The organism is Streptomyces sp. NBC_00620, assembly GCF_026341825.1.
GTDB lineage: Bacteria > Actinomycetota > Actinomycetes > Streptomycetales > Streptomycetaceae > Streptomyces.
This window is the reverse complement of record NZ_JAPENY010000002.1, coordinates 1,335,001-1,352,230: the sequence shown is the minus strand read 5'-3', so window position 1 is coordinate 1,352,230 and position 17,230 is coordinate 1,335,001. Positions and strand designations below refer to the sequence as shown.

Here is a 17,230-nt window from a genome sequence, read left to right as displayed (position 1 = left end):
AAGGCCGCCCAGACATAAGAGGGGCCGGCCCGGAGACGCACTCTCCGAACCGGCCCCGACGCGTATCCGAGGGTGGTTACTCCCCGTAAGCGTCCAAGTCCTGAACGCTGATCAGTCCTCGTAGGCATCCAGCGGCGGGCAGGAGCAGACCAGGTTCCGGTCGCCGTACGCCTGGTCGATGCGGCGCACCGGCGGCCAGTACTTGTCCGCGACCGAGACACCGGCCGGGAAGACGGCCTCCTCACGGCTGTAGGCGTGCTCCCACTCCCCGCCGAGCGAGGCAGCGGTGTGCGGAGCGTTGCGCAGCGGATTGTCGTCCGCCGCCCACTCGCCCGATCCGACCTTCTCGATCTCCCCGCGGATGGCGATCATCGCCTCGCAGAACCGGTCGAGTTCCACCAGGTCCTCGGACTCGGTCGGCTCGATCATCAGCGTGCCGGCCACCGGGAACGACATCGTCGGCGCGTGGAACCCGTAGTCGATCAGCCGCTTGGCGATGTCGTCGACACTCACGCCGGTCGCCTTGGTCAGCGGCCGCAGGTCGATGATGCACTCGTGCGCGACGAGCCCGCCGGGACCGGTGTAGAGCACCGGGAAATGCGGCTCGAGGCGCTTGGCGATGTAGTTCGCGGAAAGCACGGCCACCTGCGTGGCACGCTTCAGCCCCTCGCCTCCCATGAGCCGGACGTACGCCCACGAGATCGGCAGAATCCCGGCGGAGCCCCACGGAGCGGCCGAGATCGGACCGACACCCGTCTCGGGACCGGCCGCCGGCTGCAACGGGTGGTTCGGCAGGTACGGCGCCAGGTGCGCACGCACACCGACCGGCCCGACGCCCGGACCGCCGCCGCCGTGCGGGATGCAGAACGTCTTGTGCAGGTTGAGGTGCGAGACGTCGCCGCCGAAATGCCCCGGCTTGGCAAGCCCCACAAGGGCGTTGAGGTTGGCACCGTCCACATACACCTGGCCACCCACCTCGTGGACCTGCGCACAGATGTCGGCGACGTGCTCCTCGAAGACGCCGTGCGTCGAGGGGTACGTGATCATCAGCACGGACAGCTCGTCGCGGTGCTGCTCGATCTTGGCGCGCAGATCCTCGACGTCGATCTCGCCGTCGTCGGCCGTCTTCACGACGACGACCTTCATGCCGGCCATCACGGCGCTCGCCGCGTTCGTGCCGTGCGCGGAGGACGGGATCAGACACACGGTGCGCTGCTCGTCACCGTTCGCACGGTGGTATCCGCGTACGGCGAGCAGACCGGCCAGCTCACCCTGCGACCCGGCGTTGGGCTGCAGCGACACCTTGTCGTACCCGGTGACCTCGGCGAGTTGCTCCTCCAGCTCACGGATGAGCGTGAGGTAGCCCTGCGCCTGCTCGGCGGGCGCGAAGGGGTGCAGCTGTCCGAACTCGGGCCAGGTGACCGGCTCCATCTCCGTCGTCGCGTTGAGCTTCATCGTGCAGGAGCCCAGCGGGATCATGCCGCGGTCGAGCGCGTAGTCACGGTCGGACAGCTTGCGCAGGTAGCGCAGCATCGCCGTCTCGGAGCGGTACTGGTGGAACACCGGGTGCGCGAGGTACTCGTCGGAGCGCAGCAGCGCTGCCGGAAGAGTGTCCTCGGCGGTCGAGTCCAGCGCCTCGACATCACCCTCGACACCGAACGCGGCCCACACGGCGGCCAGTTGCCTGCGCGTGGTGGTCTCGTCGCAGGAGATCGACACACGGTCGGCGTCGACGAGGTGCAGGTTGACCCCCCGCTCACACGCGCCCGCCACGATCTCGGCGGCCCGGCCCTGGACGCGTACGGTCAGCGTGTCGAAGTAGGCGCCGTGTACGACCTCTACTCCGCCGGCCTTCAGACCCTCGGCGAGGATCGTCGCGTACCGGTGCGTACGCCGAGCGATCGTCTTCAGCCCCTCGGGACCGTGGTAGACGGCGTACATACCGGCCATCACGGCGAGCAGCACCTGAGCCGTACAGATGTTGCTCGTCGCCTTCTCGCGACGGATGTGCTGCTCCCGCGTCTGCAGGGCGAGGCGGTACGCCTTGTGCCCGTCCGCGTCGACGGACACGCCCACGAGCCGGCCCGGAAGGCTGCGCGCGAACTTCTCGCGCACCGCCATGTACCCGGCGTGCGGCCCGCCGAAGGCCATCGGCACCCCGAACCGCTGCGTCGTACCGACCGCGATGTCCGCGTCCAGCTCGCCCGGCGAGGTCAGCAGGGTCAGGGCGAGCAGATCGGCGGCGACGGTGACGACCGCACCCAGCTCGTGCGCCTGCTCGATCAGCGGCTTGATGTCGCGTACGGCACCGGAGGCGCCCGGGTACTGGATCATCACGCCGTTGATCTCACGCCCGGCGATCTCGGCGGGAATGCCCTCGCTCAGGTCGGCGACGACGACCTCGACACCGGTCGGCTCCGCGCGAGTCTGGATGACGGCGACGGTCTGCGGCAGCGCGTCCGCGTCGACCAGGAAGAGACCCTTCTTGTTCTTGCCCATGCGCCGGGACAGCGCCATCGCCTCGGCGGCCGCGGTGCTCTCGTCGAGCAGCGAGGCACCGGAGGTCGGCAGGCCGGTCAGTTCGGCGACAACGGTCTGGAAGTTCAGCAGCGCCTCGAGCCGGCCCTGCGAGATCTCGGGCTGGTACGGCGTGTACGCGGTGTACCAGGCCGGGCTCTCCATGACGTTCCGCAGGATCACCGGCGGAGTGAAGGTCCCGTAGTAGCCGAGCCCGATCATCGAGTCGAGCACCTGGTTGCGGTCCGCGAGGGAACGCAGTTCGGCCAGTACCTCGGCCTCGGTACGCGCGCCCGGCAGCTCCAGCGCCTCGGCGTTCTTGATCACGTCCGGTACCGCGGTGGCCGTGAGCTCGTCGAGCGAGCCGTATCCGACCTGCGCGAGCATCTTGGCCCGTGCCCCGGTGTCGGGCCCGATATGGCGCTGCTCGAAGGGGATTCCCTGTTCGAGCTCGGAGAGCGGAATGCGAGGGGCGGTCATGGCGGAGGCCTCCTGGTCACACGCGACCTTCGAGGGGCACCCCGGCACGGGTACCCCGACGGCCTCCCCCTCTGTCATCTCAACCTGAGAGCTTCACCGGACCGCCCGCCCACTGCGACCCGACTTTCACCGTCGGTGAGAGCGGGAGCCATCATCGGCACCCGCTCTGCTTTCCAGAGTGACCTCGTCCGTGCGGTACGTGGGCCTGAGAGATTCCGGGGAGGATTTGCTCCTTCGGCGCCCTCCGATGGTGTCTGGAGGACTCTCCCGCGCGGGGTCAGCAGCCGCTTGCCAGCGTACCAGCGAGGGCAACGCCCGGGCCTTCGAGTGGCCACCTTCCTGAATCTGCTCTTTTGTAGTGCTTACGGATGAGTTGCGACCAAATGGAGGGCACCGTGCAGACCGACATCGATCCGCGCAACCTGATCGGCCGCAAGGCATTCGACCGCAACGGCGCCAAGATCGGCACGATCGACGAGGTCTACCTCGACGACGCGACCGGGGTCCCGGAGTGGGCGGCCATACGAACGGGCCTGTTCAGCAGGGACGCCTTCGTACCCCTGGAGCCCAGCGAACTCATCGAAGGCACCCTGCGCATCCCCTTCGAACGGGCACTGATCAAGGACGCCCCCGACTTCGGCGTCGGCCGCCACCTCTCCCCCGAACAGGAACTCCAGCTCTACCACCACTACGGACTCGACGTGGCCTCCCCTCCGCCTCCACCGGACCGCGACTTCGGCCGCCTGGCGGGCACGGACGAGGCCTGACAGACCAACTCGGGCCCGGGTGACGCGCCCCTGTCGGGGCGCGGGGAACTGCGCGACCAGCCACTGACAGCCCGCAGCGCCCAACCGGGCTCAGCCGTCATGGCGGCGGCCGACGGTATCGACCACCAACGGCAACGGATCAGCCGGCTCCAGCTCCGGATCGTCGGTCCGGAACGTACGTACCCGCCCGGGCTCGGAGTACGGAGTCTCGAACCGAACGGTCACCCTCCCGACCCCGCTCCCCTGCACCCACCCGTGCCCGAACTTGGCATGCCGCACATCGTGCCCCGCGGGCCACCGCCGCTCGGCGGGCGGCACCGGCTCGACAGCGCCGTCCTCCGGCGGCTCCTCCTCGGCATGCTCCTGAGCCGCAAGCTCCCCCGCGGCTGCCTGGGCCTGCGCGAACAGGTCCTCCTGCGTGTAGTCGGCCAGCCCGGAGACTCCCACGCCGAGCAGCCGGACACCACCGGTCGTGTCCACCACCTCAAGCAGCCGCGCGGCCGCCTCCCGCACCACCGCGGGGTCGTCCGTGGGCCCCCGCAGCGTCTCGGACCGCGTCAGCGTCGAGAAGTCGTACTTCCGCACCTTGAGCACGATGGTCCGCCCTGACAGCCCGGCTCCCCGCAACCGCTGCACACACCGGTCGGCGAGCCGCTGCACCTCCAGACCGACCCGCACCCGGTCATGGATGTCCACGTCGTACGTGTCCTCGACGGACACCGACTTGGTCTCCCGCTCGGCCACCACGGGCCGGTCGTCGTGGGCCAGCGCCATCGCGTACAACGAGTGCCCGTGCGCCTTCCCCACCAGCCGTACGAGCTCGTCCTCGCCCGCCTCGGCAAGCTCCTCGACGGTGGTGATCCCGGCCCGCCGCAGATGGTCCCCGGTCGCGGGCCCCACACCCGGCAGCGTCCGCACCGACATGGGCCCCAGCAAGGCGCGCTCGGTCCCCGGCTCTATCAGCACCAGACCGTCGGGCTTGGCCTGCTCCGAGGCGATCTTCGCGAGCATCTTGGACGCGGCGAGCCCCACCGACCCCGTGAGCCCCGTGACGGCCCGGATGTCCGCACGCAGCTTCGCCCCGGTCAGTCGTGCCGATGCCTCGTCCCAGGCCGCTCCCTCGGCCTCCAGATCGACGAACGCCTCATCCAGGCTCAGCGGCTCCACCAGCGGCGACAGAGCCCTCAGCAGCCCCATCACCTGCTCGCTGACCTCCCGGTAGATCCCGAAGCGCGGCACGAGATACGCGGCGTTCGGCGCGAGCCGGCGCGCCTGGGCCATGGGCATCGCCGAGTGCACCCCGAAGACTCGTGCCTCGTACGAGCAGGTGGCCACGACGCCACGCGGTCCGAGCCCGCCCACGACGACCGCTTTCCCGCGCAGGCTCGGCTTGGCCGCCTGCTCCGCCGAGGCGAAGAAGGCATCCATGTCGAGATGCAGGATCGTGGGCGCGGTTCTCACATCTCCGATGCTGCCCTACGCCACTGACAATGCCCCGGCAAGCCGGGGCACCATCAATCTGTTCCGCTCGGTTCCGTTCGGTTCCGCTCGTCAGACCGCGCGATTGCGCCGTCTCGCCAGCTCGTCCGCGGGGTTGTTCCCCAGGAGCGTCTCGCCGGTGTCCACGCGCTCGCCGTGCAGCTGCGAGAGCGCGCTCTCGACGTCCCGCCACACCACGCCCACGGCGATCCCGAAGACCCCCTGGCCGCCCTGGAGCAGCGCGTGGACCTCGTCGGGGGACGTGCACTCGTAGACCGTGGCCCCGTCGCTCATCAGCGTCATCCGCTCCAGATCCCGGAAGCCGCGCTCCCTGAGGTGCTGGACCGTGGTGCGGATGTTCTGCAGCGACACCCCGGTGTCCAGGAACCGCTTGACGATCTTCAGGACGACCACGTCCCGGAAGCTGTACAGCCGCTGCGTCCCCGACCCGTAAGCGGGCCGCACGCTCGGCTCGACCAGCCCGGTCCTCGCCCAGTAATCCAGTTGCCGATAGGTGATGCCCGCGGCAGCGCACGCCGTGGGACCGCGGTAGCCGATCTCCTCGGAAACCGCTCCTCCCTCACCCGGCACTGCCGTCGGCCGCCGCGGACTGTGATCGGCCGCCGCGCTGCCATGAAGCGGGTACGGGCCGCTCTCCCCCAGACCGCGTCCGGGGGCACCCCCAGCCGTACCGTCGCCGCTGCTTCTCACGCCGACCTCCGTCCTTGACCTGCCTTCTCGACGGTAGGCAGTCACCAGGGGTGCGTCAACGATCGCCACACTCGGCACGCCGAGTGATAATCACCCTAGGAGTGGTTTCCCGCACCCCACCGCGGGGAAAGGCTAGCCGAATGCTCTCTGAGCGGGCCGCGGCACACCACACTGGCCGCTGGCAATTGCCGCTCGGAGCCCTCCGAGGCCCGCGCCATCACTGGCTGTTGGTGCCGAAGTCCTCGGGCGAGATCTGGTCGAGGAACTCGCGGAACTTCTCCACTTCGTCCTCCTGCTCGTCCGGGATCGCGATACCGGCGTCGTCGAGCACGCCATCGCTGCCGTAGATCGGCGTCCCGGTACGCAGGGCCAGCGCTATGGCGTCGGACGGCCGGGCACTCACCTCGACCCCGCTGGCGAACACCAACTCCGCGTAGAACACGCCCTCACGCAGGTCCGTGATGCGCACTTCGGTGAGCTCCTGGCCGACGGCTTCCAGCACGTCCTTGAACAGGTCGTGGGTCAGCGGGCGCGCCGGGGCCATGCCCTGCTGGGCGAAGGCGATCGCGGTCGCCTCCCCCGGTCCGATCCAGATGGGGAGGTAGCGATCGCCTCCCACTTCACGCAGAAGCACGATCGGTTGGTTGGAGGGCATTTCGACCCGGACACCTACGACATCGAGCTCGTTCACACAGCAACCCTAGGCCGTGCCCGGGACGTTTGGGTAGTCGGGCACGGAACAGGTGGGCGATCCCACGCCCGCCGAGCGCCCGGAGTCAGGGCAGACGCACGCCGAGCGCGGTCTGCACCAGCGCGGCGTGCAGCTTCACCGTGAGCCCCGCCAGCTCCTTCGTACGCGCCTCGGCGTGCGCCCTTGTCTGCGGATTGCGGTGCCGCCGCAGCGGGGCCACCACCTGGTCGACCAGCCCGGCGTCACGCTCCGCCGCGGCCTTCATCGCACGCAGATGGCGCGGCTCGATCCCGAACCGCCCCAGCTCGACGACGAGCGCGGCGACGGTCACCGCCTCGGCGTCGTACGCCCCGTCCGACAGCGGCGCGATGAGCCCGTACGACTCCCACTCCTCAAGTTCCTGATCACCGATCTCGGCGGCGGCCAGCAGCTCGGCACGGCCCACCCGGGCGGCCGTGGGCGCCTCGGGCCCGCCGAACAGCTCCCCCTCGCCGGAATCGCGCTGACGCCCCACGGACGGCAGCCGGACCGGCTCACCACGCTCCAGGGCGTCCAGGTACTCACGGATGACCTTCAGGGGCAGATAGTGGTCCCGCTGCATCCTCAGCACATGGCCGAGGCGCTCGACGTCGTTGGCGCTGAACTTGCGATACCCCGAGGGGGTCCGCTGCGGCTCGATGAGCCCCTCCGACTCCAGAAACCTGATCTTGGAGATCGTGACTTCGGGGAACTCGTCGCGCAGTACGTTGAGCACCGTGCCGATGCTCATCAGCCCACTGTCCACGGCGGCGGTACCGGTGTCGGCACCGCCGCTCGGTGTTTGAAGCATGGACCTTCCTGGGGGTCCCCCCGGACGCAGCCCGGGGGAGGGTCAGATGCCCCGCTGGCTCGCGTAGAAGACCAGCCGGTACTTGCCGATCTGCACCTCGTCGCCGTTCGAGAGGGCGACCGAGTCGATCCGCTCCCTGTTGACGTATGTGCCGTTGAGGCTGCCCACGTCTGCCACGGTGAATGAGCCGTCACCGACGCGGCGGAACTCCACGTGGCGGCGTGACACGGTCACGTCGTCCAGAAAGATGTCGCTCTGCGGATGACGCCCGGCCGTGGTCAGCTCGCCGTCCAGCAGGAAGCGGCTGCCCGAATTCGGGCCGCGGCGCACCACCAGGAGCGCCGAGCCGAGCGGCAGCGCGTCGACGGCCGCCTGCGCCTCCGGGGAGAGCGCCGGCGAGAGCGTCTGGCCCGTCACCTCGGCGTCGTAGGCCTCGAGGCCCGAAATGGAGATCGTGGACGTCGTCTCGGACGGACGCTCCGGGGTCACCCCGCTCCGCAGCGGAGCACCGCAGTTGGAGCAGAAACGGCTGTTTTCCGCGTTGCGGTTACCGCACCTCGTACACACCAGGGCCGACATCGACGGATCCTCCTGCCGCGGCTGCCCTCCAGGGGCATGGGACGCGTACGGGTCGGAGGGAAACCCTCCACCCGTACTTGAGGCTGACGGGTCCCCGAAACCTATGCGGCCGGACTGGGCAGGGTCAACAGACGGCGCGCCCTGACCACCGGAAATGTCACCACCGACCTGGTCCCGGAACAGCGGGCGCTCGCCCCCCTGGTCCTCCGCGTCTCCATGGCGTGGTGCACGATGGCGGGCAGTGGCGTTGTCGCCGCCCTCTCCTCGTGCGCTCTTGCCGAACAACTTCCCAAACAACTTCACGGGCGATTCCCCTTGACCGAAATAGACCCGCCCGTGGGGCAGGACGAACCCTGACTGAACACACCGGTCGAGCCGGACACCCTCACAACGTCCGTATCCACCTGACAGTTTCCACCACGCACCACCCATTCGGTGCGCCGACCCCCCGCAACCTCATGCCCTGGCCGGGTGCCCCTCATGCGGCCCCGCCTCACTGGGACGACCGAGCGTAGTCAGGCTGCTTCGCCGGTCGCAAGGCGTCCACCACGATCTTCGTCGAGGGCTCCACCGTGACGGTGGCCTGCTCCTTCTCCAGTGTCTGCACCACGCCTCCGGGGATGTTGAGCGCCGGCTCCAGGTCCTGCGACTTGCCGATGACCTTGAAACGGTAGGGCTGGGTGATCTTGTTCCCGTCCACGCTCACCCCCTTGTCGGAATCCGTCAGATAGGTGCTTGCGACGACCCGTACACCGTTCACCTGGATCGCCTCCGCACCTGCCGCACGCAACTCCTGGATCGCGTCGAGCAGCATGTCCGCCTCGACCGTCCCTTTGCTGTCGTTGATCGTCAGAGTGATGCCGGGGCCCTGCGCGGCCACCGTGCCCGCCAGAATGCCGAGTTGCTTCTCCCTCTCGACGGTCTGCTTGCGAGCCTCCTCGGCCTGGTCCGAACTGTTCTCCAACTCGGTGCGCTGATCCTCGAGACCCTGCTTCTCGTCCTCAAGACGCTGTGTACGGCTGTCCAGTTCATCGAGGATGCGTACGAGATCTTCCTGACGTGCGCCGCGCAGGGCACTACCACTGTCGCTGTTGGACGCCACCTGGACGGCCAGACCGAAACCGAGGCCGAACAGCAGCAGGGCGACGATGAGTTGCGCGCGCGACACGCGCGGCGGCCACAGCCCCTTCACCAGTCGCTGACGGCCGGTCAGCGTCGGCTCGCCGCCCGCTTCCTTCTCCTCCGGCACCTTTGGCGCGGGAGCCGTGGCCCGGATCTCTTCGGGAAGTTCCTTGCGCAGACGATTCTCCGGAGTCCCGGAGGCCGTCGATGCCTCGTCGTCGTTGCTCATCGGCCTCACGCCCGGAACACGTGCCGGCGGATCGCCGCGGCATTGGAGAAGATACGGATGCCGAGGACGACCACGACGCCGGTGGAGAGCTGGGCGCCCACACCCAACTTGTCGCCCAGGAAGACGATCAGCGCGGCCACGACCACGTTCGACAGGAACGACACCACGAAGACCTTGTCGTCGAAGATGCCGTCGAGCATCGCGCGCAGGCCTCCGAACACGGCGTCGAGCGCCGCCACCACGGCGATCGGGAGATAAGGCTCGACGACTGCCGGAACCTCGGGCCGGACCAACAATCCAGCCACGACTCCCACGACGAGGCCCAGTACGGCGATCACGATGTGCCCTTCTCTGTGCTCGGCTGTGCTGTACGTACGATCACACTCGGTGCGGCGGCCAACCGGACGTCGTCCTGGACGGAAATGCTGGTCCGGATCCCGTAGTTCTCCTGCAGGGCATGCAGATACAGCCCGTCGGCACTGTTCTGGAACCTGGTACTGAGCCGCTGACCGTCTCCCACCGCGAGCACCGTGTACGGCGGCACCAGCGGCTTGTTGTCGACCAGTATCGCGTCACCCGCGGCCCGGATCGCCGACAGGGCCGTCAGCCGCTGACCGTTGATCGAGATGGCCTCGGCACCCGACTCCCACAGCCCGTTGACGACCCGCTGCATGTCACGGTCACGCACACGTCCGGTGTCGGAGAACCCGGAGGTCTCCCGCGGGTCACCGTCGCCATCCTGGCTGGCTTCCTTGGCGTCGTCCACGACGAGTTTCACGCCGGGGCCGTGCACCGCGGTGGCGCCCGACAGAATGCCCACCAGGTCTGCCTGCCCGCTGCCCCCGTCCGACTTCAGCGCTGCACGCTGCCGCGCGCTCACATCGGCGCGCAAAGTATCGACATTGTCTTCGAGCTTGTCCGCGGCCGAGGTCTCGCGCTCGATACGGTCGATGAGTTCCTGACGCTCCTTGGCGATGACAGGCGCCGCGATCCGTGCGTTCGCCGCTCCCAGGGTCACCACCAGGGCCGCCAGGACGAGGCCGGCCGCCAGGCCGAGCTTGGCCCGTACCGTCTTCGGCATTCCGCCGGCGCCCTCGGCCTGCTTCCGGACAGCCGCCTCGGCGTAACCGTCGTCGAGGCTATGGTCCATGACATTGGTGAGCAGCGACATGGAGGCGTCCGGGCGCGACGGGCGCGTAGGACTGCTCCGAACGGGGGGCTGCTGCGGCATGCCGCACATCGTCGCACGTCGCGGGCGCTACCTCCGAATGGCCCCACCGGCGTGCCGGACAGGCCCCCTTGGGGGCACTTGTCCGACACGCGCGCGTGCTAGGTGTTTCAGCGACCGGCGCTGTCCACGACCGCCGACCACTCGTCGAGCAGGGCCTCCGCGGAAGCGTCGTCAGGACCTTCGGCCCACAGATGCGTAACCGCCTCGGCGGGATCCGGGAGCACCATCACCCAGCGCCCGTCTGTCTCCACCACTCGTACACCGTCGGTCGTGTCGACAAAGCGATCACCGGCCTCCTCCACGACCCGGCGCATGACGAGTCCCTTCACAGCCCAGGGAGTCGCGAGATCCCGCTTGAGCACATGCGCCCGCGGAATCCGCGCATCGATCTGGCTGAGCGTGAGCTGCGTCCGCGCCACCAGTCCGATCAGTCGTACGAACGCCGCCGCGCCGTCGAAGACGCTGCTGAACTCCGGAATGATGAAGCCACCGCGGCCGTCACCGCCGAAGATCGTCGACTCGTCCCGCCCGACCCTCGTCAGATCGTCCGGAGACGTCGTCGTCCAATCCACCTGAGTCCCGTGATACGCCGCCACCTGCTCCGCAATCCGGGTGGTGGTCACCGGCAGCGCCACCCGCCCACTGCGCCGCTCCGCGGCCACCAGGTCGAGCATGACGAGCAGAGCCCGGTCGTCCTCGACGATCCGCCCCTTCTCGTCCACGAGCGAGAGCCGCTCACCCACCGGGTCGAAACGCACCCCGAACGCGGCCCGCGCGGACGCCACGATCTCACCGAGCCGCACAAGCCCGGACCGCCGCGCATCCGCCGTCTCGGTCGGCCTGGACTCGTCCAGACCGGGATTGATGACAAGCGAGTCGACCCCGAGCTTGCCCAGCAAGCTGGGCAGCACAAGCCCCGCGCTACCGTTCGACGCGTCCACGACGACCTTGAGCCCGGACTCGGTGATACCCGTCGTGTCGACATTCCTCAGCAACGACCCGGTGTACGAGTCGAAGACACTCGCCGGGAAGTGCAGATCCCCGATCTCACCGGGGAACGCACGCCGATACTCCTGCCGCGCGAACACCCGGTCCAGCTTCCGCTGACTCGCCTGCGACAGATCAGCACCCTGCCCGTCGAAGAACATGATGTCGACGGAGTCCGGCACACCGGGCGTCGTCCGGATCATGATCCCGCCGGCGCTTCCCCTGGCGGTCTGCTGCCGGGCCACCGGCAGCGGTACGTTCTCCAGATCGCGTACGTCGATGGCGCTGGCCTGCAGCGCCGAGATGACCGCCCGCTTCAGCGCACGAGCACCTCGGGAGTGGTCACGGGCCGTCGTGACGGTGGAGCCCTTTTTGAGCGTCGTCGCGTACGCTCCCGCGAGCCGCACGGCGAGTTCCGGGGTGATCTCCACATTCAGGATCCCGGACACTCCACGGGCGCCGAAGAGATGCGCCTGGCCCCGCGACTCCCAGATCACCGACGTATTGACGAAGGCGCCGGCCTCGATGGTCTTGAACGGGTAGACGCGGACATTGCCCTGGATGATCGATTCTTCACCGACGAGGCACTCATCACCGATGACGGCGCCGTCCTCGATCCGCGCGGCCCGCATGATGTCGGTGTTCTTTCCGATCACGCAGCCACGCAGATTGCTGTGCTGACCGATGTACACGTTGTCGTGCACAACGGCCCGGTGAAGGAAGGCTCCTGTCTTGACGACGACGTTGGAACCGATGACGGTGTGCTCGCGGATTTCGACGTCCGCCTCGACCTTGGCGTAGTCGCCGATGTAAAGCGGTCCCCGTAGAACAGCGTCGGGGTGCACCTCGGCGCCCTCGGCGACCCATACGCCCGGCGAGATCTCGAAGCCGTCGATTTCGACGTCGACCTTGCCCTCCAGGACATCGGCCTGCGCCTTCACATAGCTCTCGTGGGTGCCGACGTCCTCCCAGTAGCCCTCGGCGATATAGCCGTAAACAGGCTTGCCTTCTTTCATCAGCTGAGGGAAGACATCGCCGGACCAGTCGACGGAGACATCGGCCTCGACGTAGTCGAAGACCTCGGGTTCCATGACGTAGATACCGGTGTTCACCGTGTCCGAGAACACCTGGCCCCAGGTCGGCTTCTCCAGGAAGCGCTCGACCTTGCCCTCTTCATCCACGATGGTGATGCCGAACTCAAGGGGATTCGGTACGCGCGTCAAGCAGACGGTGACCAGCGCGCCCTTTTCCTTGTGGAAATTGATGAGGTCGGTGAGGTCGAAGTCGGTCAGGGCATCACCGGAGATCACTAGGAAGGTGTCGTCCTTCAACGCCTCCTCGGCGTTCTTGACGCTCCCGGCAGTACCGAGTGGCTTCTCCTCATTGGCATAGGTGAGCTCCATGCCGAGCTCCTCGCCGTCACCGAAGTAGTTCTTGACGAGAGAGGCCAAGAACTGAACAGTTACGACGGTCTCGTTGAGCCCATGCCTTTTGAGCAGCCGTAGCACATGCTCCATGATCGGGCGATTGGCCACGGGCAGGAGCGGCTTGGGCATGCTTGAGGTCATGGGACGAAGGCGTGTGCCTTCGCCTCCGGCCATCACGACGGCCTTCATGTCGGAAGCGTCCTCCTTGAAGAGACGACGGTCTAGCCGACTTCACCCGTCCAAATTGTCCCGCACTTTTCGTCCGCGGGCCATCGAGCCACTACAGCCGCGCAATGGGCGAGCTCAATCGGTTGTGGCGTCCACCCTGACAAGGCGGCGGACCTGAACCACGTAGAGGACTCCTGCCCACCAGTAGAGCGTTGTACCCCATCCGGCGAACGCCCATCCGAAAATAGCACCGAGTGACGCGATCCATCCACTTGCGTCGCTGAGCAGCAACAACGGGAAGGCGTACATCAAGTTGAAGGTGGCCGCCTTGCCCAGGAAGTTCACCTGCGGCGGCGGATAGCCGTGGCGTCTGAGGATGCCCACCATCACCAACAGAACCAGTTCACGCGCCAGTAGGACAGCGGTCAACCACAGCGGGAGAATCTCTCGCCAGGTGAGGCCCACGAGAGTGGACAGAATGTAGAGCCGGTCGGCTGCGGGATCGAGTAGCCGGCCAAGGCTGCTGATCTGGTTCCAGCGGCGGGCCAGCTTCCCGTCCAGATAGTCACTGATGCCGCTCAGCATGAGCACCAGGAGTGCCCATCCGTCGCTCTTGGGGCCGCCGAACTCAGGCCAGAGGATCAGCCACAGGAAGACGGGCACACCGACGAGGCGCGCCATGCTGAGGATGTTCGGGATGGTGAGGACCCGGTCTGTCTGGACGCGAGTCTCCTGGACCTCCACCCGGGGGCCTCCTGTGGGAAACGAGCCAATGATGCCCCCTGACCTTACCCGCAGTGCTCACGCCGTTGTACGGAGGGGTGAAGGCGTCACCAGAAAACAAAAAAGCTCCGGCCCTTGGGCGATTAGCCCAAGAGCCGGAGCTCTAAAGATAGTTCGGCGGCGTCCTACTCTCCCACAGGGTCCCCCCTGCAGTACCATCGGCGCTGTGAGGCTTAGCTTCCGGGTTCGGAATGTAACCGGGCGTTTCCCTCACGCTATGACCACCGAAACACGGTGAAACTTGTCAACCGGAGCCGTGGCATGGCTACGACGGTTGTTCGTGGTTTCAGAACCAACACAGTGGACGCGAGCAACTGAGGACAAGCCCTCGGCCTATTAGTACCAGTCAGCTTCGCCCATTACTGGGCTTCCACATCTGGCCTATCAACCCAGTCGTCTACTGGGAGCCTTAACCAATCTAGTTGGTGGGAATACTCATCTCGAAGCAGGCTTCCCGCTTAGATGCTTTCAGCGGTTATCCCTCCCGAACGTAGCCAACCAGCCATGCCCTTGGCAGGACAACTGGCACACCAGAGGTTCGTCCGTCCCGGTCCTCTCGTACTAGGGACAGCCCTTCTCAATATTCCTGCGCGCGCAGCGGATAGGGACCGAACTGTCTCACGACGTTCTAAACCCAGCTCGCGTACCGCTTTAATGGGCGAACAGCCCAACCCTTGGGACCGACTCCAGCCCCAGGATGCGACGAGCCGACATCGAGGTGCCAAACCATCCCGTCGATATGGACTCTTGGGGAAGATCAGCCTGTTATCCCCGGGGTACCTTTTATCCGTTGAGCGACGGCGCTTCCACAAGCCACCGCCGGATCACTAGTCCCGACTTTCGTCCCTGCTCGACCCGTCGGTCTCACAGTCAAGCTCCCTTGTGCACTTACACTCAACACCTGATTACCAACCAGGCTGAGGGAACCTTTGGGCGCCTCCGTTACTCTTTAGGAGGCAACCGCCCCAGTTAAACTACCCATCAGACACTGTCCCTGATCCGGATCACGGACCCAGGTTAGACATCCAGCACGACCAGACTGGTATTTCAACGACGACTCCACCTGAGCTGGCGCTCAAGCTTCACAGTCTCCCAGCTATCCTACACAAGCCGAACCGAACACCAATATCAAACTATAGTAAAGGTCCCGGGGTCTTTCCGTCCTGCTGCGCGAAACGAGCATCTTTACTCGTAGTGCAATTTCACCGGGCCTATGGTTGAGACAGTCGAGAAGTCGTTACGCCATTCGTGCAGGTCGGAACTTACCCGACAAGGAATTTCGCTACCTTAGGATGGTTATAGTTACCACCGCCGTTTACTGGCGCTTAAGTTCTCAGCTTCGCCACCCCGAAGAGTGACTAACCGGTCCCCTTAACGTTCCAGCACCGGGCAGGCGTCAGTCCGTATACATCGCCTTACGGCTTCGCACGGACCTGTGTTTTTAGTAAACAGTCGCTTCTCGCTGGTCTCTGCGGCCACCCCCAGCTCAGAGAGTAAATCTCATCACCGGTGATGGCCCCCCTTCTCCCGAAGTTACGGGGGCATTTTGCCGAGTTCCTTAACCATAGTTCACCCGAACGCCTCGGTATTCTCTACCTGACCACCTGAGTCGGTTTAGGGTACGGGCCGCCATGAAACTCGCTAGAGGCTTTTCTCGACAGCATAGGATCATCCACTTCACCACAATCGGCTCGGCATCAGGTCTCAGCCTTAATGTGCGACGGATTTACCTATCACACGGCCTACACCCTTACCCCGGGACAACCACCGCCCGGGATGGACTACCTTCCTGCGTCACCCCATCACTCACCTACTACCAGCTCGGGTCACCGGCTCCACCACTTCCCTCAACTCCGAAGAGATCAGGACGGCTTCACGGGCTTAGCATTACTGGATTCAATGTTTGACGCTTCACAGCGGGTACCGGAATATCAACCGGTTATCCATCGACTACGCCTGTCGGCCTCGCCTTAGGTCCCGACTTACCCTGGGCAGATCAGCTTGACCCAGGAACCCTTAGTCAATCGGCGCACACGTTTCTCACGTGTGTATCGCTACTCATGCCTGCATTCTCACTCGTGAACCGTCCACCACTAGCTTCCGCTGCGGCTTCACCCGGCACACGACGCTCCCCTACCCATCCATACGGGCGTTGGCCCTATTGTATGAATGACACGACTTCGGCGGTACGCTTGAGCCCCGCTACATTGTCGGCGCGGAATCACTAGACCAGTGAGCTATTACGCACTCTTTCAAGGGTGGCTGCTTCTAAGCCAACCTCCTGGTTGTCTGTGCGACTCCACATCCTTTCCCACTTAGCGTACGCTTAGGGGCCTTAGTCGATGCTCTGGGCTGTTTCCCTCTCGACCATGGAGCTTATCCCCCACAGTCTCACTGCCGTGCTCTCACTTACCGGCATTCGGAGTTTGGCTAAGGTCAGTAACCCGGTAGGGCCCATCGCCTATCCAGTGCTCTACCTCCGGCAAGAAACACACGACGCTGCACCTAAATGCATTTCGGGGAGAACCAGCTATCACGGAGTTTGATTGGCCTTTCACCCCTAACCACAGGTCATCCCCCAGGTTTTCAACCCTGGTGGGTTCGGTCCTCCACGACCTCTTACAGCCGCTTCAACCTGCCCATGGCTAGATCACTCCGCTTCGGGTCTTGAGCGCGCTACTAAATCGCCCTATTCGGACTCGCTTTCGCTACGGCTTCCCCACACGGGTTAACCTCGCAACACACCGCAAACTCGCAGGCTCATTCTTCAAAAGGCACGCAGTCACGAGAGTGCATGCAAGCATGCACTCCGACGCTCCCACGGCTTGTAGGCACACGGTTTCAGGTACTATTTCACTCCGCTCCCGCGGTACTTTTCACCATTCCCTCACGGTACTATCCGCTATCGGTCACCAGGGAATATTTAGGCTTAGCGGGTGGTCCCGCCAGATTCACACGGGATTTCTCGGGCCCCGTGCTACTTGGGTGTTTCTCAAACGAGCCGTTGACGTTTCGACTACGGGGGTCTTACCCTCTACGCCGGACCTTTCGCATGTCCTTCGCCTACATCAACGGTTTCTGACTCGTCTCACGATCGGCAGACCGTGAAAGAGAAATCCCACAACCCCATATACGCAACCCCTGCCGGGTCTCACACGCATATGGTTTAGCCTCATCCAGTTTCGCTCGCCACTACTCCCGGAATCACGGTTGTTTTCTCTTCCTGCGGG

At 65.7% G+C, this 17,230-nt stretch carries 12 protein-coding genes, 2 rRNA genes and 1 riboswitch (1 of these 15 cut by a window edge); of the genes, 1 reads left to right on the top strand and 13 read right to left on the bottom strand.

The genetic code is table 11. The features are described from left to right. Positions 1 to 111: 111 nt before the first annotated feature. The gene (gene gcvP, locus OG246_RS25255) at positions 112 to 2,997 is read right to left on the bottom strand and encodes an aminomethyl-transferring glycine dehydrogenase (protein WP_266467984.1); all 2,886 of its coding nucleotides are present in this window, start codon (positions 2,995 to 2,997) and stop codon (positions 112 to 114) included. A gap of 183 nt (positions 2,998 to 3,180) precedes the next feature. Next, positions 3,181 to 3,277: riboswitch (glycine riboswitch) on the bottom strand. A gap of 115 nt (positions 3,278 to 3,392) precedes the next feature. Here gcvP and OG246_RS25250 point away from each other — a divergent pair. Beyond that, on the top strand, positions 3,393 to 3,764 hold the full coding sequence (locus tag OG246_RS25250; protein ID WP_266467979.1) for a PRC-barrel domain-containing protein: 372 nt from the start codon (positions 3,393 to 3,395) through the stop codon (positions 3,762 to 3,764). Between the two features lie 90 nt (positions 3,765 to 3,854). Here OG246_RS25250 and OG246_RS25245 read toward each other — a convergent pair whose 3' ends face one another. The 12 genes from OG246_RS25245 to OG246_RS25190 all read right to left on the bottom strand — a co-directional run. Continuing rightward, positions 3,855 to 5,225 (bottom strand): DNA polymerase IV, encoded by a 1,371-nt coding sequence (locus OG246_RS25245; protein ID WP_266467976.1) that lies wholly within the window; start codon positions 5,223 to 5,225, stop codon positions 3,855 to 3,857. A 90-nt stretch (positions 5,226 to 5,315) separates the two neighbouring features. Further along, positions 5,316 to 5,954, bottom strand: a complete 639-nt coding sequence (locus OG246_RS25240) for a MerR family transcriptional regulator (protein WP_266467973.1) — start codon at positions 5,952 to 5,954, stop codon at positions 5,316 to 5,318. 217 nt (positions 5,955 to 6,171) lie between these two features. Then, positions 6,172 to 6,645, bottom strand: a complete 474-nt coding sequence (locus OG246_RS25235) for a bifunctional nuclease family protein (protein WP_006123076.1) — start codon at positions 6,643 to 6,645, stop codon at positions 6,172 to 6,174. Positions 6,646 to 6,730: 85 nt separating this feature from the next. Next, a complete protein-coding gene (locus OG246_RS25230) occupies positions 6,731 to 7,474 on the bottom strand; it encodes a MerR family transcriptional regulator (RefSeq protein ID WP_266467968.1) in 744 nt (247 codons plus the stop codon). A 42-nt stretch (positions 7,475 to 7,516) separates the two neighbouring features. Then, positions 7,517 to 8,485 carry an FHA domain-containing protein gene (locus tag OG246_RS25225; RefSeq protein WP_266467964.1) on the bottom strand — a complete coding sequence of 323 codons (969 nt, stop codon included), beginning with the start codon at positions 8,483 to 8,485 and terminating at the stop codon, positions 7,517 to 7,519. Between the two features lie 61 nt (positions 8,486 to 8,546). Beyond that, positions 8,547 to 9,404, bottom strand: coding sequence for a DUF881 domain-containing protein (locus OG246_RS25220; RefSeq protein WP_266467962.1), 858 nt, complete (start codon positions 9,402 to 9,404; stop codon positions 8,547 to 8,549). A gap of 5 nt (positions 9,405 to 9,409) precedes the next feature. Beyond that, positions 9,410 to 9,742, bottom strand: coding sequence for a small basic family protein (locus tag OG246_RS25215; protein ID WP_003988855.1), 333 nt, complete (start codon positions 9,740 to 9,742; stop codon positions 9,410 to 9,412). After that, complete coding sequence (locus OG246_RS25210) at positions 9,739 to 10,635, bottom strand: DUF881 domain-containing protein (protein ID WP_266467960.1); 897 nt, start codon at positions 10,633 to 10,635, stop codon at positions 9,739 to 9,741. The genes OG246_RS25215 and OG246_RS25210 overlap by 4 nt, the downstream gene beginning before the upstream one ends. 107 nt (positions 10,636 to 10,742) lie before the next feature. After that, the gene (locus OG246_RS25205) at positions 10,743 to 13,238 is read right to left on the bottom strand and encodes a mannose-1-phosphate guanyltransferase (RefSeq protein WP_266467956.1); all 2,496 of its coding nucleotides are present in this window, start codon (positions 13,236 to 13,238) and stop codon (positions 10,743 to 10,745) included. A 114-nt stretch (positions 13,239 to 13,352) separates the two neighbouring features. Next, positions 13,353 to 13,961: a CDP-alcohol phosphatidyltransferase family protein gene (locus OG246_RS25200; protein ID WP_266467953.1), complete on the bottom strand. Its 609-nt coding sequence runs from the start codon at positions 13,959 to 13,961 to the stop codon at positions 13,353 to 13,355. A 151-nt stretch (positions 13,962 to 14,112) separates the two neighbouring features. After that, positions 14,113 to 14,229: ribosomal RNA gene (gene rrf / locus OG246_RS25195) — 5S ribosomal RNA — on the bottom strand. Positions 14,230 to 14,316: 87 nt separating this feature from the next. Further along, positions 14,317 to 17,230, bottom strand: a 23S ribosomal RNA gene (locus OG246_RS25190); it runs 210 nt beyond the window's last position.

Excerpts from the sequence above, each read along its gene's own strand:
- gcvP (WP_266467984.1), bottom strand. The coding sequence starts at position 2,997 with ATGACCGCCCCTCGCATTCCGCTCTCCGAGCTCGAACAGGGAATCCCC.
- OG246_RS25230 (WP_266467968.1), bottom strand. The coding sequence starts at position 7,474 with ATGCTTCAAACACCGAGCGGCGGTGCCGACACCGGTACCGCCGCCGTG.
- OG246_RS25225 (WP_266467964.1), bottom strand. The coding sequence starts at position 8,485 with ATGGGTGGTGCGTGGTGGAAACTGTCAGGTGGATACGGACGTTGTGAG.
- OG246_RS25220 (WP_266467962.1), bottom strand. The coding sequence starts at position 9,404 with ATGAGCAACGACGACGAGGCATCGACGGCCTCCGGGACTCCGGAGAAT.
- OG246_RS25210 (WP_266467960.1), bottom strand. The coding sequence starts at position 10,635 with ATGCCGCAGCAGCCCCCCGTTCGGAGCAGTCCTACGCGCCCGTCGCGC.
- OG246_RS25205 (WP_266467956.1), bottom strand. The coding sequence starts at position 13,238 with ATGAAGGCCGTCGTGATGGCCGGAGGCGAAGGCACACGCCTTCGTCCC.